19 protein-coding genes are annotated in these 22,277 nt (G+C 73.0%); 8 read left to right on the top strand and 11 right to left on the bottom strand.

What is annotated here, in order from left to right:
* Positions 1–33: 33 nt before the first annotated feature.
* Both treY and SSP29_RS33600 read left to right on the top strand, forming a co-directional pair.
* On the top strand, positions 34–2,385 hold the full coding sequence (treY, locus tag SSP29_RS33595) for a malto-oligosyltrehalose synthase (RefSeq protein WP_089104649.1): 2,352 nt from the start codon (positions 34–36) through the stop codon (positions 2,383–2,385).
* A 263-nt stretch (positions 2,386–2,648) separates the two neighbouring features.
* Complete coding sequence (locus SSP29_RS33600; protein ID WP_089104768.1) at positions 2,649–3,908, top strand: M14 family zinc carboxypeptidase; 1,260 nt, start codon at positions 2,649–2,651, stop codon at positions 3,906–3,908.
* 48 nt (positions 3,909–3,956) lie between these two features.
* Here SSP29_RS33600 and SSP29_RS33605 read toward each other — a convergent pair whose 3' ends face one another.
* From SSP29_RS33605 to SSP29_RS33615, 3 genes are all read right to left on the bottom strand, one after another.
* Complete coding sequence (locus SSP29_RS33605; protein ID WP_089104650.1) at positions 3,957–4,373, bottom strand: subtilase-type protease inhibitor; 417 nt, start codon at positions 4,371–4,373, stop codon at positions 3,957–3,959.
* Positions 4,370–5,737: a M14 family zinc carboxypeptidase gene (locus SSP29_RS33610; protein ID WP_089104651.1), complete on the bottom strand. Its 1,368-nt coding sequence runs from the start codon at positions 5,735–5,737 to the stop codon at positions 4,370–4,372. Before SSP29_RS33610 ends, SSP29_RS33605 begins: the two co-directional genes overlap by 4 nt.
* Positions 5,738–5,877: 140 nt before the next feature.
* Positions 5,878–6,429: an FHA domain-containing protein gene (locus SSP29_RS33615; protein WP_089104652.1), complete on the bottom strand. Its 552-nt coding sequence runs from the start codon at positions 6,427–6,429 to the stop codon at positions 5,878–5,880.
* Between the two features lie 175 nt (positions 6,430–6,604).
* On the opposite strand from SSP29_RS33615, the gene treZ reads away from it, so the two are divergent.
* Positions 6,605–8,350, top strand: coding sequence for a malto-oligosyltrehalose trehalohydrolase (gene treZ / locus SSP29_RS33620; RefSeq protein ID WP_089104653.1), 1,746 nt, complete (start codon positions 6,605–6,607; stop codon positions 8,348–8,350).
* Between the two features lie 48 nt (positions 8,351–8,398).
* Here treZ and SSP29_RS33625 read toward each other — a convergent pair whose 3' ends face one another.
* From SSP29_RS33625 to SSP29_RS33640, 4 genes are all read right to left on the bottom strand, one after another.
* Positions 8,399–9,346: a phosphotransferase family protein gene (locus SSP29_RS33625; protein WP_089104654.1), complete on the bottom strand. Its 948-nt coding sequence runs from the start codon at positions 9,344–9,346 to the stop codon at positions 8,399–8,401.
* Positions 9,347–9,409: 63 nt separating this feature from the next.
* Complete coding sequence (locus tag SSP29_RS33630; protein WP_089104655.1) at positions 9,410–10,537, bottom strand: aminopeptidase P family protein; 1,128 nt, start codon at positions 10,535–10,537, stop codon at positions 9,410–9,412.
* 192 nt (positions 10,538–10,729) lie between these two features.
* On the bottom strand, positions 10,730–11,287 hold the full coding sequence (locus SSP29_RS33635; RefSeq protein WP_089104656.1) for a PDZ domain-containing protein: 558 nt from the start codon (positions 11,285–11,287) through the stop codon (positions 10,730–10,732).
* A gap of 91 nt (positions 11,288–11,378) precedes the next feature.
* The gene (locus SSP29_RS33640; RefSeq protein ID WP_089104657.1) at positions 11,379–12,263 is read right to left on the bottom strand and encodes a LysR family transcriptional regulator; all 885 of its coding nucleotides are present in this window, start codon (positions 12,261–12,263) and stop codon (positions 11,379–11,381) included.
* A gap of 88 nt (positions 12,264–12,351) precedes the next feature.
* Here SSP29_RS33640 and SSP29_RS33645 point away from each other — a divergent pair, with 88 nt between their 5' ends.
* Entirely contained in the window at positions 12,352–13,086 is a 735-nt protein-coding gene (locus SSP29_RS33645; RefSeq protein ID WP_089104658.1) for a CTP synthase C-terminal region-related (seleno)protein, read from the top strand.
* Between the two features lie 69 nt (positions 13,087–13,155).
* Entirely contained in the window at positions 13,156–13,989 is an 834-nt protein-coding gene (locus tag SSP29_RS33650; RefSeq protein ID WP_150135407.1) for a hypothetical protein, read from the top strand.
* Positions 13,990–14,047: 58 nt separating this feature from the next.
* On the opposite strand, the gene cyc2 is transcribed toward SSP29_RS33650, so the two are convergent.
* The 3 genes from cyc2 to SSP29_RS33665 form a co-directional block, all read right to left on the bottom strand.
* The gene (cyc2, locus tag SSP29_RS33655; protein ID WP_089104659.1) at positions 14,048–16,210 is read right to left on the bottom strand and encodes a germacradienol/geosmin synthase Cyc2; all 2,163 of its coding nucleotides are present in this window, start codon (positions 16,208–16,210) and stop codon (positions 14,048–14,050) included.
* Between the two features lie 314 nt (positions 16,211–16,524).
* Entirely contained in the window at positions 16,525–17,682 is a 1,158-nt protein-coding gene (locus tag SSP29_RS33660) for a damage-control phosphatase ARMT1 family protein (protein ID WP_089104660.1), read from the bottom strand.
* Between the two features lie 54 nt (positions 17,683–17,736).
* On the bottom strand, positions 17,737–18,384 hold the full coding sequence (locus SSP29_RS33665) for a ScbR family autoregulator-binding transcription factor (RefSeq protein ID WP_089104661.1): 648 nt from the start codon (positions 18,382–18,384) through the stop codon (positions 17,737–17,739).
* A 467-nt stretch (positions 18,385–18,851) separates the two neighbouring features.
* Between SSP29_RS33665 and SSP29_RS33670 the strand changes: the two genes are divergently transcribed.
* The gene (locus tag SSP29_RS33670; protein WP_089104662.1) at positions 18,852–19,823 is read left to right on the top strand and encodes a lytic polysaccharide monooxygenase; all 972 of its coding nucleotides are present in this window, start codon (positions 18,852–18,854) and stop codon (positions 19,821–19,823) included.
* Between the two features lie 17 nt (positions 19,824–19,840).
* Here the strand turns inward: SSP29_RS33670 and SSP29_RS33675 are convergent, their stop codons facing one another.
* On the bottom strand, positions 19,841–20,485 hold the full coding sequence (locus SSP29_RS33675) for a Tat pathway signal sequence domain protein (RefSeq protein ID WP_089104663.1): 645 nt from the start codon (positions 20,483–20,485) through the stop codon (positions 19,841–19,843).
* Between the two features lie 607 nt (positions 20,486–21,092).
* Between SSP29_RS33675 and SSP29_RS33680 the strand changes: the two genes are divergently transcribed.
* Both SSP29_RS33680 and SSP29_RS33685 read left to right on the top strand, forming a co-directional pair.
* Positions 21,093–21,791 carry a DUF6230 family protein gene (locus SSP29_RS33680; protein ID WP_089104664.1) on the top strand — a complete coding sequence of 233 codons (699 nt, stop codon included), beginning with the start codon at positions 21,093–21,095 and terminating at the stop codon, positions 21,789–21,791.
* Positions 21,791–22,246 carry a DUF6114 domain-containing protein gene (locus tag SSP29_RS33685; protein WP_150135409.1) on the top strand — a complete coding sequence of 152 codons (456 nt, stop codon included), beginning with the start codon at positions 21,791–21,793 and terminating at the stop codon, positions 22,244–22,246. Before SSP29_RS33680 ends, SSP29_RS33685 begins: the two co-directional genes overlap by 1 nt.
* Positions 22,247–22,277 lie beyond the last annotated feature (31 nt).

Consider the following 22,277-nt stretch of genomic DNA (forward strand, 5'->3'; position numbering starts at 1 on the left):
ACAAAAACAAACGAGACGGGTACATACGTCCGCATGACAGCCGAGCGAACTGCCCTCACCACGCCGACGGCCACCTACCGACTCCAGCTCCAGCCCAGCTTCCCCTTCTCGGCGGCTTCCTCGGCCGTGCCGTATCTCGCCTCGCTCGGCATCTCCCACCTCCACCTCTCCCCCGTCCTGGAGGCCGTCCCCGGCTCCACCCACGGCTACGACGTCGTGGACCACGCGCGCGTGCGTGAGGAACTCGGCGGCGAGGACGGGCTCCGCGCACTCGCGCGTACCGCGCGGGAACACGGTCTCGGCCTCGTCGCCGACATCGTGCCGAACCACATGGCCATGTCCCCCCGCCACAACCACGCCCTGTGGGAGGTACTGCGGGAGGGCCCGAAGTCGCCGTACGCGCGCTGGTTCGACGTCGACTGGGAGGCACAGGGCGGGCAGCTGCTGGTGCCGGTGCTGGGCGGCCCGGTCGGCGAGGTGCTCGGGCAGCTGGTGGTCGACGGGGACGTCCTGCGCTACCACGAGCACGCCTTCCCGCTCCGCGCGGGCACCGCGGACCTGCCGCTGCCGGAGTTGCTGGACGCCCAGTGGTACCGCCCGGTGTGGTGGCGGCTGGCCCGTACCGAGCTGAACTACCGGCGGTTCTTCAGCATCTCGGAGCTGATCGGGGTGCGGGTGGAGGACCCGGAGGTGTTCGAGGCCACCCATGGCAAGATCCTCCAGCTGCTGCACGAGGGCGTGCTGGACGGGCTGCGCGTCGACCATCCCGACGGGCTCGCCGACCCCGACGGCTATCTCGCGCGGCTGCACGAGGCGACCGGCGGGCGCTGGACGGTCGTGGAGAAGATCCTGGCCGACGGCGAGCAGCTGCCGGCCGGCTGGCCGGTCGCGGGGACCACCGGGTACGACGCCCTGCGGCACGTGGACGGCCTGTTCACGGATCCCGCGGGCGCCGGTGAACTGCTGGGCCAGTACCGGAGGTTCGCGGCCCCGCAGACGGACCGGGGCGGCGACTGGGCGGCCACCGTGCGGCGGGCGGCGTACAAGGTGATCACGCACGAGCTGGCGGCCGAGACGGACCGGCTGACGCGGGTGGCCACGCGCGCGTGCGCGACCTCGCCGGATCCCGCCCTGCGCGACCGGGCGCCCTGGGCGCTGCGCACCGCGCTGCAGGAGCTGCTGGTGCGGATGCGGGTGTACCGGCCGTACGCCTCCGGTGAGGTGTCCGCCGTGGTCACCGCGGAGGCGGCCGAGGAGGCCCGGCGGGCCTTCGTGGTGCCCGCGGAGGGCGGGGCGGTGGACGTGGTGCGCGGGCTGCTCCTGGCGGGGGACGGGCCGGGGCTCGCGGAGTTCCGGACGCGGTTCGCGCAGACCGCCTCGGCGCTGCGGGCCAAGTCCGTGGAGGACACGGCGTTCTACCGCTATGTGCCGCTGCTGTCGGCGACCGAGGTGGGCGGGGACCCGGGCAGCCCGGGCGTCTGCCCCGACGCCTTCCACGCGTACTGCGCGCGCGTGCAGCGCGACTGGCCGCTGACCGGGACGGTGGTGACGACGCACGACACCAAGCGCAGCGCCGATGTGCGGGCCGCCCTGGCGGTGCTGACGGAGTGTCCGGAGCGCTGGGCGGACGTGCTGACCGAGGTGACCCTGGACGGGGAGGGGGTGCCGGACGCGCAGCTGGCCTGGGCGGCCTGGCAGACGGTGTTCGGGCTCGGTCCTGCGGCCCCGGAGCGGGTGCGGGGAGCGCTGGTGAAGCATGTGCGGGAGGCGGGCCTGTACACGAGCTGGACGGAGCAGGAGCCGCCGTACGAGGAGGCGGTGGTCTCGTTCGTCGCGGCGGGGCCGTGCGGGGTGCCAGGAGAGCGCGTGGCGGCCTTCCGGGCCTCGCTGGGGCCGCACGTCCGGGCGAACGTGCTGGGGACGGCCCTGGTCCATCTGACGATGCCGGGGGTGCCGGACGTCTACCAGGGCACGGAGGGCGAGTACCGGGCGCTGGTGGACCCGGACAACCGGCGGCCGGTCTCCTTCCCGCCGGCACACCCGGGCGAGAAGGACGCGGTGACGGCGGCGGCGCTGCGGCTGCGGGCGCGGCGCCCGGACGCCTTCGGGGACACGGCGACGTATGCGCCGCTGACGGCCGAGGGGCCGGCCGCGGCGCACTGTCTCGCGTTCGCGCGCTCCGGGGAGGTGGTCACGGCGGTGACCCGCCTGTCGCTGCGGCTGGCCTCGGCGGGCGGCTGGCGGGACACGGTCCTGCCGCTGCCGCCGGGGCGGTGGGCCGACGTGCTCGCGCCGGGGCGGGAGTTCACGGGTCACGCGCGCGTGGGCGAGCTCTTCGCGAGGCTGCCGGTGGCGCTGCTGGAGCGGGTGGAAGACGGGAACTGACGACAGAATTCACTCGTACGAGTGAATATGTGGCCGATTCGTCGAATTACTGAAACTCGCCGGGCGCGGACCGCGTCGGTTATCGGCGCGCGGAGTCGTTCCGCGCCCCGTAATGGCTTCGCACCCCCAACAGGCGACAACCGCCCCGCCGGCCGTCCGCACACGCCTCCGGGCGCCCCCTGGAGCCTCCCCCGGGAGGTTCTTGACAGTTCACCTATGCCGTGCGGGACTGGGGAATGCGAAGCCGGGCGGACAAGTCGGGGGTGAGTCTCCTGCCGGAGCTGCGTTACCCCAGTGTTCCCGAACTCGTCGCAACCGCCCGGGCGTTGGCCGCTCACCGGCCCGGCCTGTGCACGTTGCGGCAGATCGGCGTCTCCCGCGCGGGCAGACCGCTGCACCTGCTGTCCGTCGGGCACGCCCGGCGCGCGGTGCTGGTGGTCGCGGGCGCCCACGCCAACGAGCCGACGGGGGGCGGCACCCTCCAGGTACTGGCCGAACGGGTGCTGCACGAGCGGGACCTGCGGGCGGAGAACTCCTGGCACTTCCTGCTGTGCGCGGACCCGGACGGGGCGAGCCTGCACGTCACCCCGGCCCCGCGCAGCCTGCTCGACTACCACCTCGGCTTCTACCGGCCGGCGGGCCCGGAGCAGCCGGAGTGGTCGCCGTCGGTACTGCCGCCGGACCGGCTGCCGCCCGAGACCCGGGCCCTGCTCGGGGTGATCGACGAGCTGCGCCCCTACCTCCAGGTGACGCTGCACGGCACCGATCTGGGCGGCAGCTGGGTGCAGTTGACGAGGGACGTGCCGGGGCTCGCCGAACCGTTCGCCAAGTCCGCGGCGGAGCTGCACATACCGGTGGAGACGGGTGCCTCGGACGCCGCGGGCTGGCCGCACTCGGGGCCCGGAGTGCGGGTGATGCCCGGTCCGGAGACGGGGGTGGCGTACCCGAGCATGCCCGACGACGCGCGGCACAGCACCTGGTACCACGCGCACCGCTACGGCGGTCTGACGGCCGTGGTCGAGGTGCCGATGTGGGCGAGCGACCTGGTCGACGACCCGGCGCCGCACCCGGCGCCGGCGGCGGCGATGCGCCGGCTGGCGCGCCGGCTGCTGCAGGACTCGCGGGAGGTGGAGCGGGTGCTGGCCGAGGTGCTGCCCCGGCTGGACGGCCTGAGCGGCCTGGACGGGCCGCTGCTGCGGGCGGCCCGCTGGGCGCTGGGGCTGATCCCCGGGCTGGCCGAGGACTGGATCCAGCGGCCGCCGGTCGACACCACGATGGCGTACGTCGGCAGCGTGGACGCCTTCGGGCGGCGGCTGCCGTTGCGGGCCGCGTCAATGCTGCTGCGGGTGCTGCGGGAGGCGGACGACCGCGCGGCGCCGCGGCTGGAGGAGCTGGTTGCCTCCTGGTGCGAGGCCTACGGCGAGCGTTTCCGGGCCCGCTGGGTACCGCTGGAACGCCAGGTGGAGCACCAGTCCCGGACGGTACTGGCGGCCGCACAGCACGCGCGTGAGCAGGCGGCGTGAGGCCCGGGGCCGGCCCGGGGGCCGCACGCCGCCGCCGGGGCCGGCCGGTCAGCCGTCGAGGGCGAAGACCGGACCCGTCCGGGCCGCCAGCTGGCAGGAGTTCGAGAACGTCTCGCGGTACTCGATCGGCCGGCCGTTCCACTGCCCGCGCGCCTGGGCGGTCACCGGGGCGTAGACCATCGGGCACAGCGCGTCCTTGGCCGGGGTGACGCGGGCGATGTCACCGCCCACCGCGTCGAGTTCGGCGCACGCCTCGGCCGCGCGGGAGTGCCCCTGCGGCGGGTCGCACAGCAGCAGCGTGCCGCGCGTGTCGCTGGAGTGGCTGTCGCCCTTGGTGACGGTCAGGTACAGGTAGTCGCCGTCACGCGCCGCGCCCGGCGCGGCCTGGGCCGGTCCGGCGGCGAGAAGGGCGGCGGCCGCCAGCAGGGCACCGCCGGCCGCTGTCGCTTTGCTGAGATGCGTCATTCCCCGTGCATCGGCACGACGGGCTCGGTCCCCCAGCCCGGCTCACCCGATCGAGCACGCACGCGCGCGTGGCGGTGGGCCAGTTCGAACGCGCTCAGGACCACACGTGTCTGGTACTCGGCCTGGCGTGCGACCGGGATCCAGCGCGCGCCGAGGGTGTCGTGGTAGTCCGCGCACCAGGTGTCGATCAGCCGGTCCAGGTCGGGCAGGGCGGCGGCGGGGTCGTGGCCGGTGCTGCGCAGGAGCTGGTGCAGCAGTCCGGCGGCGCGCAGGGCCAGCCGCCGCCCGGCGATGCGCAGGGCGGCCAGGTGGGCCGAGCTGAGCGGGGGCAGCGGGCGGGCGCTGCCGGCGTCCGTGTCGGGGTCCCAGGCGTCGGCGAGGACGGGACAGACGAGCAGGTGGTCGTCGACCGGCGCGAGCAGCCGGGCCGCGTCCGGCGCCGCGGACAGCTGCGTCCTGACCCGGGCCAGGACGCCGTCCAGGAGGTCCGTGTCGCGCCGCAGGGTCCGGCTGACGGCGCGCAGCACCGCGTCCCGGTCGGCGGGCGGTGTGCCGTCCTGGACGGCGGCCACGCCCCACATGGGCGCCTCGACGATGGCGGTGACGGTGCCGTGCCGGTACGGGTGGAACCAGGTGGACTCGACGGCGGCCTCGGTGAGGGCGGCGGCCAGGTCGCCCCGGCGGGGCGGCGGGACGCGGTAGACGGCCGGGCCCAGGGTGGGCCAGTACAGGGTGTCGTAGGCGCCCAGTTCGCGGGGGATGCCGAGCCGGGTCGCGGTGTGCGCGAGGCGCCGGTCGAGGCCCGGCAGGTCGCGGGTCAGCTCGACGAAGCCGCCGCCGACGTCGACGCCGTGCAGTGAGCACTGGAGGAACGGCCGCAGCTCGTCCTGGAGGTCGAGCAGCGCCCTGGTCTCGGGCAGTGCGGCCGCGTCCGCCCCGTCGGGCAGCCATTCGGGCTGCTCCAGGAAGCCGGGCCGGAAGAAGTTCCGGAAGTAGTGGCCCAGGGTGTACGGCCCGGCCAGCCAGCCCTCGTTGCGGCGGGCGCCGTCGGGGTCCAGGCACAGCAGCAGGTTCCAGGTGACGTCCGCGTCCTCGGTGAGCCTCGGGTCGGCGAGGACCCGGTCGGCGAGGCGCAGCACGGTGGCACCGCCGACGGGTTCGTTGGCGTGCGGGCCTGCGACGACGAGGACGTGCCGGGCGCCGTGACCGATGGAAAGCAGCCACATCGGCGTGCCCGCGCGGGAGACGCCCGCCCTGCGCAGCCGGGCGTCCCGGGGGCGGTCGGCGACCAGTGCGGCCGCCCGCGAGGCGAGCTCGTCCACAGACGGATAGCGGTGGAGGGGCGGCAGGTCACACCTCCACATTGCGGTGCCGTCGATTCACATGGTGTGCATGGTGCACGCACAGTCAGTCACGACTTGAGGGGTACGTCAACACCACGACGGACAAACACTTTTCGGCCACCGCGCGGGACGGTTCAGATGGCGGGGGACCGGCCCGGGGTTCAGTCGCTCGCGAGCCGGAAGGCCATCCGGCCGAAGCCGACCTGGTCGCCCTCGCGGACGACGGCGGCGCCGGTCACCCGGCGGCCGTTCACGGTCGTGCCGTTGGTGGAGCCGAGGTCCCGCAGGACCCACCGGCCGCCCTGGTGGCGGAGTTCGGCGTGCACCCGGGAGACAGTCTCGTGGTTGAGCCGCAGCCCGTTGGCGGGGTCGCGGCCGATGCGCAGCGGGTGACCGTTGCCCGGCTGCGGCAGCAGCAGCTTGGGCAGCCGCTCGGCCTGCCAGGCCCGGCGCAGCCGTACGGTGAAGCCGGAGACGGCCTCGACCGTGCCGAAGAGCACGCGCGCGAAGCGGCTCTCCTGGGGCAGGTCGGCGGTGAGCGCGGCGAGTTCTTCGGCGCGGCGGGCGGCGAGCGCCAGCTCCATGCGGCGCACGAACGTGTCGTGCGACAGCCGTCCCATGGCGACGCCGTCACGCAGCACGCTCAGCGCCTTGTCACGCTCCGCGTCGGACAGCCGCGCGGGGTAGGTGTGGAACTCGAAGGACGACGTCACGCTGCCGATTCTGAGTCAGTGAACCCCGGGTGTCCAGAAAACGGGGAAACGGCCGTCACGCGCGCGTACGTACGGCGACACCCGCCGGGAAAGCCGGGATTCAAAAGCGGACTGATCGCTTTCGCGGCACGATGGACGGACTACCTCACGATGAGCCAGACGAAGGGGACCGTCCGTGCAGTTCGAGGTGTGGGCACCGCAGGCAGACCGTGTGACGCTCCATTGCGACGGCACCACGCGCGCGTTGGAGCGCGCCCCGGAGCGGCCCGGCTGGTGGACCGGGGAGGCCGACGCCGAGGACGGCACGCGGTACGGGTTCGCCCTGGACGACGGCCCTGTGCTGCCCGACCCGCGCTCACGCCGCCAGCCGGACGGCCCGGACGGGCTCAGCGCGGTCGTCGACCACGGACGCCACGAGTGGCGTGCCACCTGGCCGGGGCGCGCGCTGCCGGGCGCGGTGCTCTACGAGCTGCACGTGGGCACGTACACCCCGGAGGGTACCCTGGACGCGGCCGCCGCCCGCCTCGGCCACCTGCGGGAACTGGGCGTCACGCATGTGGAGTTGATGCCGCTGTGCCCGTTCCCCGGCCGGCACGGCTGGGGGTACGAGGGGGTGTCGCTGTGGGCGGTGCACGAGCCGTACGGCGGCCCCGAGGCACTGAAACGGTTTGTCGACCGGGCCCACGAACTCGGCCTCGGCGTGGTGCTGGACGTCGTGCACAACCACCTCGGCCCGTCCGGCAACTACCTGCCCGCGTTCGGGCCGTACTTCACGGAGACGCACCACACGCCCTGGGGCTCCGCCGTGAACCTGGACGCGCCCGGGTCGGACGAGGTGCGCGGGTATCTGCTGGGCAGCGCGCTGGCCTGGCTGCGGGACTACCGGATCGACGGGCTGCGCCTGGACGCGGTGCACACGTTGCGGGACACGCGCGCGTGCCACTTCCTGGAGGAGCTGTCGACGGCCGTGGCCGCTCTGGCGGCCGAGTCGGGCCGGCCGCTGTTCCTCGTCGGCGAGTCCGACCTGAACGACCCGCGGGTCATCACCCCGCGCGCGGAGCACGGGTTCGGCCTGGACGCGCAGTGGAGCGACGACTTCCACCACGCCCTGCATGCCGCGCTGACCGGCGAGTCCCAGGGCTACTACGCCGACTTCGCCCGCGACCCGTTCGCCGCCCTCGCCAAGACGCTCACCGGCGGCTACTTCCACGACGGCACGTACTCCAGCTTCCGCGGCCGCCGGCACGGCCGCCCGCTGGACCGCGCGCAGGTGGCCGGGCACCGGCTGCTCGGCTACACCCAGACCCACGACCAGATCGGCAACCGCGCCCAGGGCGACCGGCTTTCGGCGATCCTCTCCCCGGGCCTGCTGGCCTGTGCCGCCGCCCTGGCCCTGACCGCGCCCTTCACGCCGATGCTGTTCATGGGCGAGGAGTGGGCGGCCGGCTCCCCCTGGCAGTTCTTCACCGACCACACGGACCCGGATCTGGCGGAGGCCGTACGGCGCGGCAGGCGGCGGGAGTTCGCGGCGCACGGGTGGGCCGAGGAGGACGTGCCCGATCCGCAGGACCCGGCGACCCGGGAGCGGTCCTGTCTGGACTGGTCGGAGCCGGAACGCGAGCCGCACGCGCGCGTGCTGGCCTGGTACCGCCGGCTGATCGCGCTGCGCCACGGGCAGCCGGACCTCACCGATCCCGATCTCGCCGACACCAAGGTGGCGTACGACGAGGCGGCACGCTGGCTGGCGTTCCGGCGCGGGGACGTGCGGGTGGCGGTGAACCTGGGCAAGGAGCCGGCGGCGATCCCGCTCGGCACCGGCAGGGTGGAGGTCCTGGCCGCGTGGGACACCGTGGCGGCACCGGACGCGGACGGGGTGCTGCGGGTGCCGGGCGAGTCGTGCGTGGTACTGACCCAGGCCTGAGCACCGGCCGTCCCGCCACGGCCCGTCGCCGCCGGGCTGCCGCCCCCGCTACAGCTCGGCGTCGTCCTCGGTGTCCTCGCGCAGTTCCGTCACCCGCTCCAGCAGGATCGCCTCCCAGGCGCGCCGGAGTCGGGTGCGCAGCAGCGGCAGGGGGCTGTCGTCGCGGCCTTCGAGACGGTCGGTGAGGCGGATGACGGTGTCGCAGCGGGCCAGCCACAGGCCGCGCAGACAGGGGCGGGCGCCGTAGCCGGCGAGGGTGGCCGCGCGGACGGCCGCGCCGGAGCCGACGGCGAGGGCGAGCCCGGCGATGTCCTCGGCGGGGTCGCCCACCGCCGTGCCGGTCCAGTCGAGGACGCCGCGCACCCTGCCGTCGACGCTGACCACCAGGTGCTCGCCCATGAGGTCGTGGTGGGCCAGTACGGCGGTACCGGGCTGGGCGGCGAGCTGGGCGGCGCCCGGCGGGGTCAGCTGGAGCAGCCGGGCGGGGTCGAACTCGTCAGCGGCGGCGAGGCGTACGGCGGCGCGGACGGCCATGCGGCGCAGCGCCTCCAGGGAGCGCGGCGGGGTGCGCGGCACGCCGAGCGTCTCGGCCTGCCGTACCGGCACCTCGCGCAGCCCGGTGAGCAGCCCGGCCAGGTCCGCCTCGCCGACGGCGGAGACGTCGTGCTCCTCGGCCGTTCCGCCGGGGATCACGGTGTCCAGCGTGTACGTCAGCCCCGGCGCCCACTCGCCGTGTGCGACGCTGGCCGGGACGGCGACGGGCAGGTGCGGCCGGACCAGGTCGCGCAGGCGCAGTTCGCGGCGCTGGCGGGCGGCGGCGTCCCGGTCGGGGGCGAGGCGCAGCACATGGCGGGTGCCGACCCACCAGGTGGTGTGCGCGCCGCCCGCCGCGACGGGCCGGACGTCGATGCCCGAGGTTCCGCCCGCGCCCTCCTTGAGCAGCGAACGGACCAGTCGGCGGACGGTGTCCGCGGTGGGAGTCGGTGCCTGGGTCATGGATCGCGCCGTTGCCGTTCGGGGTGGGGTAGGGGCGAGCTGGTGGTTCCGGGCCGGGGTCGGTCAGCCCACGACGACCATCTCGCGGGTGGTGTTGTTGAAACGACGGCCGCCGTCCTCGGTCACCGTGACGATGTCCTCGATCCGCACCCCGAAGCGGCCCGGCAGATAGATGCCCGGCTCCACGGAGAAGCACATCCCGGGCACGAGCGGCTGCTTCTCGCCCTCGATCATGTACGGCGGCTCGTGCGTGGTGACGCCGATACCGTGGCCGGTGCGGTGGATGAAGAACTCGCCGTACCCGGCGTCGGTGATGACCGCGCGGGCGGCCCGGTCGACCTCCTGGCAGGCGGCGCCGGGGCGGACGGCCCGGAAGCCGGCCTCCTGGGCGGCGCGCACGATGTCGTGCACCTCGCGCTCCTCGGCGGTCGGCGGGCCCACGTGCACGGTGCGGGTGGTGTCGGAGCCGTAGCCGTCCTTGAGGCCGCCGAAGTCGAGGACGACCATGTCGCCGTCCTGGATGACCCGGTCGCCGACCTCGTGGTGCGGGTTGGCGCCGTTGGGTCCTGAGCCGACGATGGTGAAGTCGACCTGGTCGTGGCCGAAGCGGCGCAGCAGGTCGGCGAGGTCGTGGCCGACGTCGGACTCGCGGCGGCCGGCGAAGGGAACCTTGCGGATCTCCTCGAACGTTGAATCGGCAGCCGCTCCGGCGGCCGCGAGGAGTTCGAGCTCGGCCGCGTCCTTCACGGCGCGGAGCATGGGCAGCGCGTCGGTGAGGGAGGCGTAGGACGTGTCGGGGAGTGTCTTCTGCAGGCCCAGCAGGTGCATGGCCCACGCGTTGTCGCTGATACCGAACCGGCCGGACCTGCCGAGCAGGTCGGCGGCCACCGCGTAGGGGTCCGTGCCGTCGGTCCAGTCCCGCAGGGACAGCACGGCCGCGCCGTCGGCCTTCTCGGCGTCGGGGGCTTCGAGGGTGGGGACGATCAGGACGGGGTCCCTGCCGGGGGCCAGGACGAGGAGGGTGAGCCGTTCGGTGACCGCGGTGGGGGTGTAGCCGGTGAGCCACACCATGTCGGGGCCGGGGGCGATGAGGAGGCCGGCGAGGCCGGCGTCCGCCGCGGTGTGCGCTGCGCGCGTCATGCGGGACTTGTAGTCGCCGGCATTGAAGGGGGCGGGCGTACTGCCGGTCATCCGAGCCTCCCTGTACGGGTGAGGGGAGTGTAGGGGCCTCGGTGAGCATCCTGCCGGGTGCGGCGGGGCGGCGCGAGCCGGTTTGGGCGGAGCCGCCGTGGTGGGTTGCGGTTGTACTGCCGGTGCGGGTGGGTCGTGGCTGGTCGCGCAGTTCCCCGCGCCCCTTTCGGGGCGCTCGCGCCGGGCTCCCTTTCAGGTCACGACGCCCGGCACCACCGTCAGCTGCTGATACCCCCCGCTCGCGTGCCGGACCGTGAGCTTGGCCTCCTTTCCCGGGCGGGCGTCGTCCACGGCCCGGACCAGGTCGGCCGCGCTGTCGATCCGGCTGGCGCCGAGTTGGAGCAGGACGTCGCCGCGCACCAGCCCCGCGGAGTAGCCCGGCCCCGGCACATGGACGCCCACCACCAGTGCGCCCACCTTCTCGGCGTCCACGGCCTCCAGGCCCAGGGTCGCCGTTGCTGCCGTCGGCGAAGGGGTGGGGGTGGCCTGGTGTGCGGAGCCCGGTGTCGTCGGCGGGGTCTGCTGCCGCAGTTCGGCCAGCTTGGTCATGCCGATCACGGTGGCGCCCACCGTGCCCAGCCCGACCCCGGACAGCACCAGGACCGTGCCGACGAACGATCCGAACAGCAGGGTCCTGATCCGGCGGCCGCGGCGGCGCGCGGCGTGCGGGCGCCGCACCGGGTCGGATGGGGGGTCGTCCCCGCGATCCTGGCCGGGGATCGGCTTGGGACGCAATACGGTCTGTTCCATGGTTCGCCTCCACCCCGAGCCCTACCCGGCGCACGCGGGCGCGACGAGCCACGAACGAGTGAGACTGACCCTGGGTCAGCCGCGGGAAGCCTCAGCCCCCGCCTGCGCCACGGGCACCGTCGAGAAGGCCTGCCACCAGGTCCGCCGCCGCTCCCACGGGTGTCCCGCCGTACACCAGTTCCACCCGGTGGACGAGGCGCGGTGCGGTGACGGGGACGGCGACCGTGCCGGGGACGCCCGTGGCTGTGCGCAGGGGCAGCAGGGTGAGGCCGTGGCCGGCGGCGGTCAGGGCGGTGAGGGTGCGAACGTCGCAGCCGTCGTAGCGCAGGGCCGGGCGGAAGGCGCCGCCGCCGGTCGCGGTGCGCAACCGGCTCAGCGGCGGGGCCGCGTCGGGGGCGTCGAGCCAGCGGGCGTCGGCGAGGTCCGCGAGGCGCAGGCCGGGGCGGCGAGCGAGTGGATGCCCGGCGGGGAGCAGGACGGCGACGGGTTCCTCGCCGACGCCGTATGTGCTCAGGGGGGCCACGTCGGGCAGCCGCAGGGGGTCGCTGGGGGCGGCCAGGCCGTCGAGCAGGCCCAGGTCGGCGGTGCCGGTGGCGACGGCGGCCGGGATCCCGTCGCGGGGCAGGACGCGCAGGGTGACGCCGGACGCGGGGAGCGCGGCGAGGGCTGCGGGGCCGAGTGCGGTCGGGGTGGCGGCGAGGGTCAGGCCCGGCGCGGGTGCGGCGGCCATCCGTACGACGTCCGCGCGGGCCGCGTCCAGGCGCAGCAGCAGCGGGGCTGCGTGTTCCAGGAGCCTTTCGCCGGCCGCCGTCGGGGACACCGGACGACGGGTGAGCAGGGGCGCGCCGAGGTCCTGTTCGAGGGCGGCGATGTGCTGGGAGACCGCGGACTGGGTGTAGCCGAGTTCGCGCGCGGCCTCCGAGAAGGAGGCGAGGCGGGCCACGGTGACGTACGTGCGCAGGAGGTGCGGGTCCATGCCGCACAGGATCGCATCAGTGATGCTTATCGAGAGTCCGTCAATCATCGTTGGACGTGAACCGGAGCGGGCGCCCAGGATGAGCCCCATGACGAACTCCGCAGCTCGGACCGCCACGGTCGCCCTGGTCGGGGACCGCTCCCCCAACGTCGTGTCGCACACCCGGATCCCGCTCATCCTCGACGCGCTCGCCCTGCGCGACCGGCTGGTGCTCGACGCCTACTGGATCCCCTCCGAGGACGCCGAGGCCGCGGACGCGGTGCACGGCTTCGACGCGGTGTGGGTGCTGCCGGGCAGTCCGTACCGCAGCGAGGCGGGCGTGCTGCGGGCGATCCGCACCGCCCGTGAGGAGGGCATCCCCTTCCTGGGCACCTGCGGGGGTTTCCAGCACGCGCTCCTGGAGTACGCCCGCGACGTCTGCGGCCTGACCCGGGTCGCGCACGCCGAGAACGACCCCGACGCCGAGGACCTCCTCATCGAGCCGCTGGCCTGTTCGCTGGTGGGTCACGAGGCCGCGGTGCGCGTCGAGCCGGGCACGCTGGCCGAGTCGGCGATCGGCTCCGGGCGCACGGTCGAGCGCTATTTCTGCTCGTACGGACCCTCCCGCCACCTCGACACCCTGCGCGCGCACGGGCTGCGGCTGTCGGGACACGACGAGGACGGCCATGTCCGCGTCGCCGAACTGCCCGGCCACCCCTTTTTCCTGGCCACGCTCTTCCAGCCGGAGCTGTCGGGTGACGGCTCGCGTCCGCATCCGGTGATCCGGGCGCTGGCCCGGGCGGCGGTCGCCCATGCCGCGGAACGGGTTCGCGCGTCGGCGTGAGGCCGGGGCCGCTCCGCTCCCCGCCGTGGCCGGAGGCCGTTGTCAGTGCCTGCTGTTACGTTCTGTGACATGACCGATGACTGCCTGCGGCTGCTCCGGCAGCACCGCCGCCTGGCCGAACTGGCGGCGTTCCCCTTCGACTTCGACCTGGACCGGGCCGCCCACGGCCATGCCGAGCCGGTCCGCCTCGCCTCCGGTGGCTCCCTGGAGGCGGTGGCGGGCAGCGACACCGGCGGCACCTACTTCGTGTGCGCGGACGGCTCGTTGCTCTACGCGGACTCGGAAGGCTCGGCCGGGATCATAGGGTCGTCCGTGGACGAGGCCCTGGAGGTCGTGATCGGCCTGCCGGGCTGGCGCGACCTCCTGAGTCTGTCTCCGGCGGACGGCGAGGAGAGGATCCTCGCGCGCGTGGCCGAGATCGAGGACGAGATCCGGGAGTACCACGGGATCGACGCCGAGCGCGCCGAACTCCGCACCGCCCTGAGCCTGTCCGACCGCTCCCCCGTCGAGCTGCTCGGCATGCTGCACACAGCCCTGCTGCGCACCGAGCCCGGCTTCCTCCTGCTGAACGCGGACGAGGGCTGCGCCTACGACCTGCTCGACCCGCACCCCCGGCCGCCTCTGTGGGAATCGGTACGGCACAACGTGTCCGGCGACCCGGCCGCCGAGCCGCTGTCCACCTGGACCCGGCTGGCGGCCGAGCAGGGGATGACCGAGCTCGCCCGGGTGGCGCTGATCCGCCGGCTGGACGACATAGACCTGGACCAGGGCCTGCTGCTGCGGCCCGGCAGCAGAAAGGAACTCGACCTGTCGCCGCTGCTCTGGCTGGCCGGGGAGTTCGAGCGGCTGGGCGACCTGCCGCAGGCCGGGCGCGCCCGGCGTCTGCACGCCGCCCTCCAGTAGGAGCCGGGGCGGACGAGCGCTGCCGACCGACCCGTCCACCGCCCCGTCCACCGCGCCGTCAGCCGAGCGGAAGCGCCGGGGCGAGCGGTGGGCGGTCCGGGAGGAAGCCGTGGGCCCGGCAGGCGAGGTGGTCCGCCTTGTAGCGGTCGACACGCTGATGCCAGTTCAGGATGCCGGCCATCCAGTTCTGCAGGTCGCGGACGTAGGCGTGCATGGCCTCGCGTGCCTCGGCCGACAGCTCGAAGTCGTCGTACACGACCGGGAGTTCGCCCGCGACGACATGTTCGAACTGCTGCATCCGCTGGGTCATCAGGTCGTGTACGACGTGCAGCGCGGTCGGGTAGTCGACGCCGAAGAAGTTCTGGACGACGAGGACGGCGTTGTGCAGCTCGCCCTCGTACTGGATCTCCTTCTGGTAAGAGAAGACGTCGTTGACGAGCATGCCGTAGTCGATGGCGGCGTTCTCCAGGGAGCGCACCGGGCCGCTGCGGTACACCTCCGGGGGGATCGCGGGGCCGTGGCCGCGGCGGGCCAGGCTCAGGGTGAGGTCGGAGCCGAAGGTGGCCCGGCGCATCTCCAGGTAGTCGATGGGGTCGGGGATGCGGTTCTGGAGCTGGTTGGACATCTCCCAGAGCCAGCTCTCGGTCATCACGTCGACGGACTGCCTGAGAGCGAGCCGGTCCTCGGGGCTCATCCCGGCAGTCGTGCGGGCCCACAGGTCGGTCAGGCCGCGTTCCATGCCGGTGGCCGGCACGGGCACGGGCTCGTCGGCGAGGGGCATGCAGGCCGAGAGGCGGGCCGTGGCGAGCCGGGCGCCGGCCAGGTCGCGCCGGGTGCCGAAGCAGAGGGGGTAGTAGTCGTCGGCGTAGGTGCCCCAGGCCAGCCACTGGGCGCTGAGGTCGAGTTCCTCGGGGGTGGCGTCGGGGTCGAGGCCGGCGGAGCAGAGCACGAGGTCGGAGGCGGCGAGCCGGTCCTCGTCCCAGACGCCCTCGGACAGCATGCCGGTGCGGTGCATCCAGGCGGTCAGCCGGGGCCGGGCGGCGTCGAGGTTCGGGTTGACCTCGACCTCGTACGGCATGTGGAAGTCGGGCAGGAGGGAGGGGCCGACCTGCTGGAAGGGCACGTGGGAGTAGGCGCGCAAGCGCTCCGCCGCGGCCGCGGCGAGCAGGGCGCCGACGTCGGCCGCGGAGGTGCCGGGGCCGGTGAGGTGCTGCCAGGGGGAGGACGGGAGGGCGCCCTGGTTCATGTAGCGGCTGGAGCGCAGGTGCCATTCGTGACCGCCGGACTGCCAGTCCTGCAGGCCCTTGGTGTAGGCGGCGACCGCCGCGGTCTGGTCGGGGGTGAGGCCCTTCTCGACGGCGAGGGCGGGCACTTCGGTGAGGGCGGTGTGCTCGAACTGGTGGAGGCGGGAGGTGAGGATGTCGTTGACCGCGTCGGCGGCCTCCTGGGTGGTGCAGCCGAAGAAGGTCTCCAGGACCAGCACGCCGTTGCTGTTCTCGCCCTCGTCCTCCACCTCGCGCTGGTAGGAGAACAGGTCGTTGCGCAGGTGGACGGCGTCGGCGAAGGTCTCCATCAGCACCCTGAGCGGCCGCGAGCCGGCGGCGGCCGCGGGCACCTCGGCCGTCGCGTACTCGACGAGCCCCGCGGACCAGGGGGCGCCACCCACCTTGCGGCGCATCTCGATGTACTCGACGGGGTTGGCGATCCGCCCCTCGTTGATGTTGGACAGCTCCCACATCGACTCGTTCAACAGGTGCTCGGTGGCGACCGAGAAGCGATGGCGCCAGTCGGCGGACATCGACGGCACCGTGCGCGCCCACAGATCGGCGAGGCCCGCCTCGACCGGGTTCTGCGGCTCCGGCACCGGCGTCGTCAGGTCGAGCGGCATGAACAGCGGGAGCCGGTCGAGATGGGCCTTGCCGGCGGCGCAGTCCTGGGTGCGCTTGTACATGTCGAGGAAGTGGTCGTCGAAGAAGAACACCCACACGTACCAGTCGGTGATCAGCGAGAGGGCGGGGCCGTCGCAGTCGGGGTGGGTGTAGCTGCACAGCAGGCCGTAGTCGTGTGCCTCCAGGTCGGTCTGGGTCCAGATCCCGGAGCCCTCCAGCATGCCCATCTCGCGGGCCCACTCGGTGGAATGGGCCCGGGCCTCCTCCAGATGCGGGTTGAGCCGCGCGGGATACGGCATGTAGAAGTGCGGGAGTTCGAACGGCTGCGTCATGGCCGGGGCCCTACCCGCGCGCCGCAAAGGCCATCCACCCGGCGGCACATGATCACACCATCGCGTGAACCGGGGCGGAATCCGCTAACTCCGGCCGCTCCCTGTGGCGTTCGACGGCCTTCCGCACCGCGGCCGGCCGGCTCGGCCTCACCCGCGCGCCGAACCCGCATGGGCCCTTCGGGGACGGGCCGCGCATCTGCCTGGGCGCCCGCCTTCACCCGGCTCCGGCTGCGCACTCTCCACGCGCGGGCGTCACCCGGTCCTGAAGCCCGCCGGCCCGGTCGAAGGACTCGTCCCGAACTTCGTCAACTTGCTCAAGTCGCGGCCGGTGTACCCGGGTTGACCTGGATCAGGGCATGGGTACCGGCCGTGCGCCAGCGCGCTGCCTCGGCCGCGTCCAGGGTTGCCTCGGTGTCCGCGGAGAGCCCGGTGATCACATCGGACTTGAGGGTGCGCAGTGCGGCCACCGGGCCCGGGAACCAGGCGGTGACGTCGGCGAAGGGGGTGGTCGGCGGCCAGAGCCGGTCGCCCACCAGACGGCGGTAGTTGAGGTCGCCCTTGAAGATCGTCAGGTCGGCGGAGGCGAACTCGGCGCGCAGGTCGCCGGGCATCTCGGCGTACGGCAGCGGGGCGCAGGAGAAGGGGTGGGCGCGCACGGTGAGGCGGCCGTCGGCCATCGCCGACCAGAGGGTGGTGCCGTATCCGGCGGCGGCGCCCGGGGCGGCGGTGAGCCTGCGCAGGGCGTCGAGCACGTCGGCGGTCGTGGCGTCGGAGACGTAGTACGGGTGGGGCTTGATGTGCAGGACCGCGTGCGCGATGCGGCCGGTGTCCAGGAGGTGGGCGATCAGCAGCAGGTCGGGGACGAGTTCGCGGCCCGCGTTGTCGGCGACGAGGCACAGGGTGCCGCCGTGCAGCAGCGGCCACAGGGCGGTGCTGTCGTCGGCGACCAGGGCGGCGACGGCCTCGCCCGACTCGGCGGCGGAGAGCCGGAAGCCGAGGTCGGCGCGGTTGCCCCAGAGGGAGCCGTGCAGCAGGGCCTGGTCCGGGTCGCCGCCGAGGTCGTCGAGCGCGGCCAGTTCCTCGTCGGTCTCCTTGGCGTCGAGTTCGGCGAGCTTGAACGGGCGGAACGGGTCGATGCCCTGCCAGGGGCCGGGGCCGAAGTAGCCGACGGCGTCCAGGAGCCGGCGGTAGAAGTAACTCTCGGACCACAGCCACGGCACGTCGAACCAGGACCGGCCGGCACAGGTGTCCAGGCCCCAGTCGTGCCAGCCGCTCGCGTCGTCGGGCAGGGGTTCGATCACGCCCTCGGTGCAGTTGTGCAGCAGCGCGTCGAGGGCGCGTTGCTGTGCGGGGCCGTACGGGAAGGCGTCCCGCACCTGGCGGATGATCGCGGGGTGCCGTTCGGCCAGCACGCTGTGCGGGAACGGGCCGGAAGTACCGAGGATCACGGGCGCGGCGGCGGAGTCGGGCATGGGCGCCACGCTATCGCGCGGGCCGCCCGGCTCCGCCGACCCGCGGGGCGCCTGTCACGCCGTTCTGATCTCGCGCTCCAGCTGGGTGGCGAGGGTCAGATAGCGGGCCCGCCGGTGCACCGGGACCAGGCCGCGGATCATCAGGTACCACATCTCGGCGACCCTGCGCGGCAGTCGCCCCACCGGCTCCAGGTTGCGGCCGGCGACCCGGGTGCCGACGAAGAAGCAGACCAGGGAGTGCGCGACCGCGCCGACGTCTATGTCCGGGTGCACGTCGGACTCCTTGACGGCGCCCACGAGTTTGCGTGTGGCGAACTCCAGCCACTCGGTGAACGGATGCCTGAGCGGTGGCCGTACGGTGACGTCCGCGGTGGCGAGGCGCAGGCCGGCGCGCGGGATCGGGCCGTCGACGGAGAGCCGGGCGATCGCGAACGTGGTGCGCATCAGGGCTTCCAGCGAGGAGTAGCCGCGGCTGTCCATCTCCCTCACCAACTGGCTGGAGGTGCGGGACTGGAGCTCCATGATGGCGTGCGCCAGGTCCTCCTTGGCGGCGAAGTGGAAGTAGAGCGCCCCCTTGGTGACCTTCGCGTGCTCGACGATCTCGCTCAGGCTGGTGGATTCATAGCCGTGCCGGTCGAAGAGGTCGGCGGCGGCCGTGATGATCGTGGCGCGGGTCTGCTCCGCACGTAACTGCCTCGCCATCGACTCGACGCTCCTTCACGGCTCCATGACTGCGTTTCAGGGCTTCACGGCTTCCCAAACCGACGGGGCATGCGGTTTGTTTTTTACCCCGTGCACACGATAGCTCACCGTGCGGCAGCGGGAGGCAACTGTGCGGACCCGGCGACGGACATGGGCAAGTCGCGCGTGCGACCACGCGAACGAGGGTCCGCAGTGCACAAACGGACGAGATCAGAACGCGCCCCTCCCTCGTGTTCGCGCCGGTATGCGGAAGCGATGCGGGCGGCCGGGCGGCCATCGGTGATCGCCACGATACGAGCCGGACGGTTGGTTCTCAATGGCGCCTGAAAAGTCAGCAAAACGGACGAGCCGGTCGGTGCCGCACACTTCGACCGGCCCTGCGATCGGGCGCGCTGAACAGTGCGGCCCCGATTCCCGTACTCACCTCAGCAGACCCCGTACCCGCGCCCGCCGAGGAGACGTCCCGGATGACCCGGACGACCGCCCGCCTGAGAGTCATGGGAGCCGCCACCGCGGCCCCGCTTCTGCTCCTGTCGTGGGCGGCGGGGGCCGCCCAGGCGCACGGCGCACCCACCTATCCCGTCAGCCGGGCCTACGCCTGCTCCCCCAGCGGCGGCAGCGCCGCAACGGCGGCCTGCAAGGCGGCGATCGCGGCGAGCGGGCAGAACTTCGTCGCGTGGGACGACGTGCGGGTGGCGGGCGTCGACGGCCGTGACCGGCAGGTGATTCCGGACGGCAGGTTGTGCAGCGGCAACCTGCCGGCGTACAAGGGGCTCGACCTGGCGCGCGCGGACTGGCCCGCGACCGAACTGACTCCGGGCGCCCGGATGACGATGACGTACGCCGCGACGATCGCGCACTCCGGCACGTTCAAGCTGTATCTGACGAAGCCGGGCTACGACCCGACGAAGCCGCTGACGTGGTCCGAGCTGCCCGCGCAGCCCTTCGCGGAGATCAAGGACCCGCAGTTGACGAACGGGGCGTACCACTTCAGCGCGACGCTGCCCGCCGACCGGACGGGCCGTCAGGTGCTGTACACCATCTGGCAGACCAGCAGCACGCCGGACACCTATTACTCGTGTTCCGACGTGGTGTTCACGGCGAAGAAGGCCGCGAGCAAGGGCACGGACAAGGACACGGAGACAGCCGGGGGGAAGGCTGCGGAGAAGGGCGGCGGGGCGACGGCGGGCACGAAGTCGCGGCCGAGTGCGACGCCGGCCCCCGGCGCCTCGACGAGCGCCGCCGCCCGGGCACAGCAGACGGCGACGGCCACCCCGGTCTCCCCAACGACCGGAACCACCGCCGCCGACAGCACTCCCGTGGCCTCCGACACGAACCCCGGTTCGGGCCCGTCGGCGCCACTGGTGGCGGGCGGCGCCGCCGCGGTGCTGGTGCTCACCGGCGGCGCCGCCCTGGCGTTGCGTCTGCGTCGACGCTAACGGCCTTTGTAACAAGGTCAGTTGACGAAGACGGCGGCGCCGTTGTCGGAGACCGGGGCGTACTTGGCGGTGAAGTATCCGGCGGAGGGGCAGAGGATGGAGCCGGACGACTTCGCGAACGCCTGGTTGCTGAAGGCGAGGCTGTTGTCGGTGTTGGAGCTCGTGCCGGTCAGGCTGGCGGCCTGGTAGACACAGGTGATGCTGCCCAGCAGGGTGGTCAGCTTGACCGTGGTCTGGATGGTCGTGCCGCCCGCCGGGGTGACGGTGACGCCGCCGCCCGAGGCGACCGAGGTGGTGTACGGCAGGTTGTCGACCGTGATGCTGGAGACGCCGGTCACGCCGGTCACGTTGCTGGTGCAGCTGCTGAAGGTCTGCCCGGTGGCCGACTCGGTGGCGGTGCCGGAGGCGGCCGGGTTGTCGGTGACCGTCGCGGTGAAGGTCGAGGCCGCACAGGTGATGCCGCTGGTGCTGGTGGCGCTGGAGTAGAGGGTGGCGGTGGTGCCGCTGGCCAGCGACGCGGTGAGGGTGTCGCCGACCGCGACGGCGGTGCCGCCGGCGCTGCCCGTGGTGAGCACGGCGCCGTCGGCGGAGGCGGGAACGGTGGCCGCGACCGAGAGGGCGACGACGGTACCGGCGAGGGCGAGGAGGGATCGCGTACGCATGCGGGTTGCCTCTTTCTTTGGGGGGACTTGCGTGAGGTGAGGTGGGGGGTATGGGGGCGCGTAGACAGCGCCGGCCGTTGCCGGCTCGTCACGCCTTCTCCGTACGTGACGGGCCGGCAACGGCAGCCAGGCCGGACACCGGCCGAAAGCCTGGGGGGTTAGGCCTCCGACCGGGCCGGTCGAGGGCGTTCGGGCACGGCCCCTGGGGGGAAGCGACCGTGCCGACGCCGTGAGCGGAGCGGTGATCGAAGAGGCCGGGAAGCGGTCGATACCGCTCGGCGGATCCGGCGCCACGGATCCGAAGGAAACCAGGGAGAGTTGTAGACCTGATCACCCGTCAACGTCAAGGCCGATCAAGGGAGTTGAGCAATCGATCATGGGAATGCATGGTCGGAACTTAATTGACGCGAATTCAACACCCTTTTTTCACAACTGTCTTGACCCTGAAAAGTAACCGCCGGTAACTTGCGGCTTGGCTACTGCTGCGTAACGAGAAAGCCCTTGCGCCCGCCGGGAGTTGTGAGGAGGCGTGCGCGGCAGCCGCTGTCCGCGCCAGGACAACGTGCCACTGAAGCCCAACCCGCGTGACTAATGCATGGGAGCAGACATGGCCGAGTCCCCGGACGTTCCGTCCGCCGACAACACGCCTGAGAACCCGGGAAGCGGTTCTCTTTCCGAAACACCAGACACCACCGGGGGCACCGGAGGGGCACCGAGACGGGGACGGGTCCGGGCACGCCGCGCCGCGGTGATGGCGATACCGGCCACCCTGGCCGCCGCCGGCCTCGCGGTCTTCACCGCGCAGGGGGTGCTGGGGGTGACGCTCTTCATCTCCGGCATGCCCTTCACGGTCACCGCCAAGTCGCTCGACGGCACCGGCTTCGAGCAGTTCGGCGCGCTCGACCACATGATCCCGGACAGCCCGAACGCCGGTGACACCGGCGGTGATGTGCTGGTCGTCACCTCCGCGATCAAGAAGGCGACTCTGGACAGCCTGTGCCAGAGCGTCGACCTCGGCGGCACCAACCTGCTCATCAAGGCGGGCAGCGGCTCCTCGAAGGTGCAGGCGACCGATCTGACCACCGACTCGACCCTGCTGTCGGGCGACGCGTCCTTCAACAACATCGAGATCGGCAACGACGCGAGCCAGCTCGACAAGGCCGGGGTCCAGGGACCCAAGGGCGTCTTCAGCCAGCAGGCCGACACCGTGCACATCGACAACCTGCGGCAGACCAACTACAAGACCACCGCAGGGACGTTCACGCTTCCCGGCCTGAAACTCAGCTTCAGCGACACGGGTTGCTGATGTCCGGCACAGACACTCCACATCAGGGGTGGCGGCCCGCCTTCCGCGGTTGGCGGGCCCGTCGGCCGTTCTTGGGCGGGCTGCTGCTGACGCTGGGCGGCGGGTGGATCCTGCTCACCGAGAAGGCCGCGCTGTCGGTCGTCATACATGTCGGCGTGCAGGGCGTGGCGGGCTATCTGCTGCCGGTGGTGATGGTGCTGTGCGGCCTGCTGACCCTCTTCAGCCCCTCGCAGCGCCTCTTCTACTCCATCCTCGGCATGCTGTGCTCCCTGGGCAGCTGGGTCACCTCCAACCTGGGCGGTTTCTTCGTCGGCCTCGCCCTCGGGGCCGTCGGCAGCTGCATGATCTTCGGCTGGCTGCCGGACCAGGAGCCGCGGGTGAGCCGGCGCAAGCGACGCAAGGCCGCGCAGGCTGCGGCGCAGGGCTTCGGGGACGGTGCCGGAGAGCCTGCCTGAAGCAGCGAAGAGGCGGACCGACACGTTTCGG

Source organism: Streptomyces hyaluromycini, assembly GCF_002217755.1.
In the GTDB taxonomy this organism is placed as follows: Bacteria; Actinomycetota; Actinomycetes; order Streptomycetales; family Streptomycetaceae; genus Streptomyces; species Streptomyces hyaluromycini.

Excerpts from the sequence above, each read along its gene's own strand:
- treY (WP_089104649.1), top strand. The coding sequence starts at position 34 with ATGACAGCCGAGCGAACTGCCCTCACCACGCCGACGGCCACCTACCGA.
- SSP29_RS33605 (WP_089104650.1), bottom strand. The coding sequence starts at position 4,373 with ATGACGCATCTCAGCAAAGCGACAGCGGCCGGCGGTGCCCTGCTGGCG.
- SSP29_RS33610 (WP_089104651.1), bottom strand. The coding sequence starts at position 5,737 with ATGTGGAGGTGTGACCTGCCGCCCCTCCACCGCTATCCGTCTGTGGAC.
- SSP29_RS33625 (WP_089104654.1), bottom strand. The coding sequence starts at position 9,346 with ATGACCCAGGCACCGACTCCCACCGCGGACACCGTCCGCCGACTGGTC.
- SSP29_RS33630 (WP_089104655.1), bottom strand. The coding sequence starts at position 10,537 with ATGACCGGCAGTACGCCCGCCCCCTTCAATGCCGGCGACTACAAGTCC.
- SSP29_RS33635 (WP_089104656.1), bottom strand. The coding sequence starts at position 11,287 with ATGGAACAGACCGTATTGCGTCCCAAGCCGATCCCCGGCCAGGATCGC.
- SSP29_RS33640 (WP_089104657.1), bottom strand. The coding sequence starts at position 12,263 with ATGGACCCGCACCTCCTGCGCACGTACGTCACCGTGGCCCGCCTCGCC.
- SSP29_RS33645 (WP_089104658.1), top strand. The coding sequence starts at position 12,352 with ATGACGAACTCCGCAGCTCGGACCGCCACGGTCGCCCTGGTCGGGGAC.
- SSP29_RS33650 (WP_150135407.1), top strand. The coding sequence starts at position 13,156 with ATGACCGATGACTGCCTGCGGCTGCTCCGGCAGCACCGCCGCCTGGCC.
- cyc2 (WP_089104659.1), bottom strand. The coding sequence starts at position 16,210 with ATGACGCAGCCGTTCGAACTCCCGCACTTCTACATGCCGTATCCCGCG.
- SSP29_RS33660 (WP_089104660.1), bottom strand. The coding sequence starts at position 17,682 with ATGCCCGACTCCGCCGCCGCGCCCGTGATCCTCGGTACTTCCGGCCCG.
- SSP29_RS33665 (WP_089104661.1), bottom strand. The coding sequence starts at position 18,384 with ATGGCGAGGCAGTTACGTGCGGAGCAGACCCGCGCCACGATCATCACG.
- SSP29_RS33670 (WP_089104662.1), top strand. The coding sequence starts at position 18,852 with ATGACCCGGACGACCGCCCGCCTGAGAGTCATGGGAGCCGCCACCGCG.
- SSP29_RS33675 (WP_089104663.1), bottom strand. The coding sequence starts at position 20,485 with ATGCGTACGCGATCCCTCCTCGCCCTCGCCGGTACCGTCGTCGCCCTC.
- SSP29_RS33680 (WP_089104664.1), top strand. The coding sequence starts at position 21,093 with ATGGCCGAGTCCCCGGACGTTCCGTCCGCCGACAACACGCCTGAGAAC.
- SSP29_RS33685 (WP_150135409.1), top strand. The coding sequence starts at position 21,791 with ATGTCCGGCACAGACACTCCACATCAGGGGTGGCGGCCCGCCTTCCGC.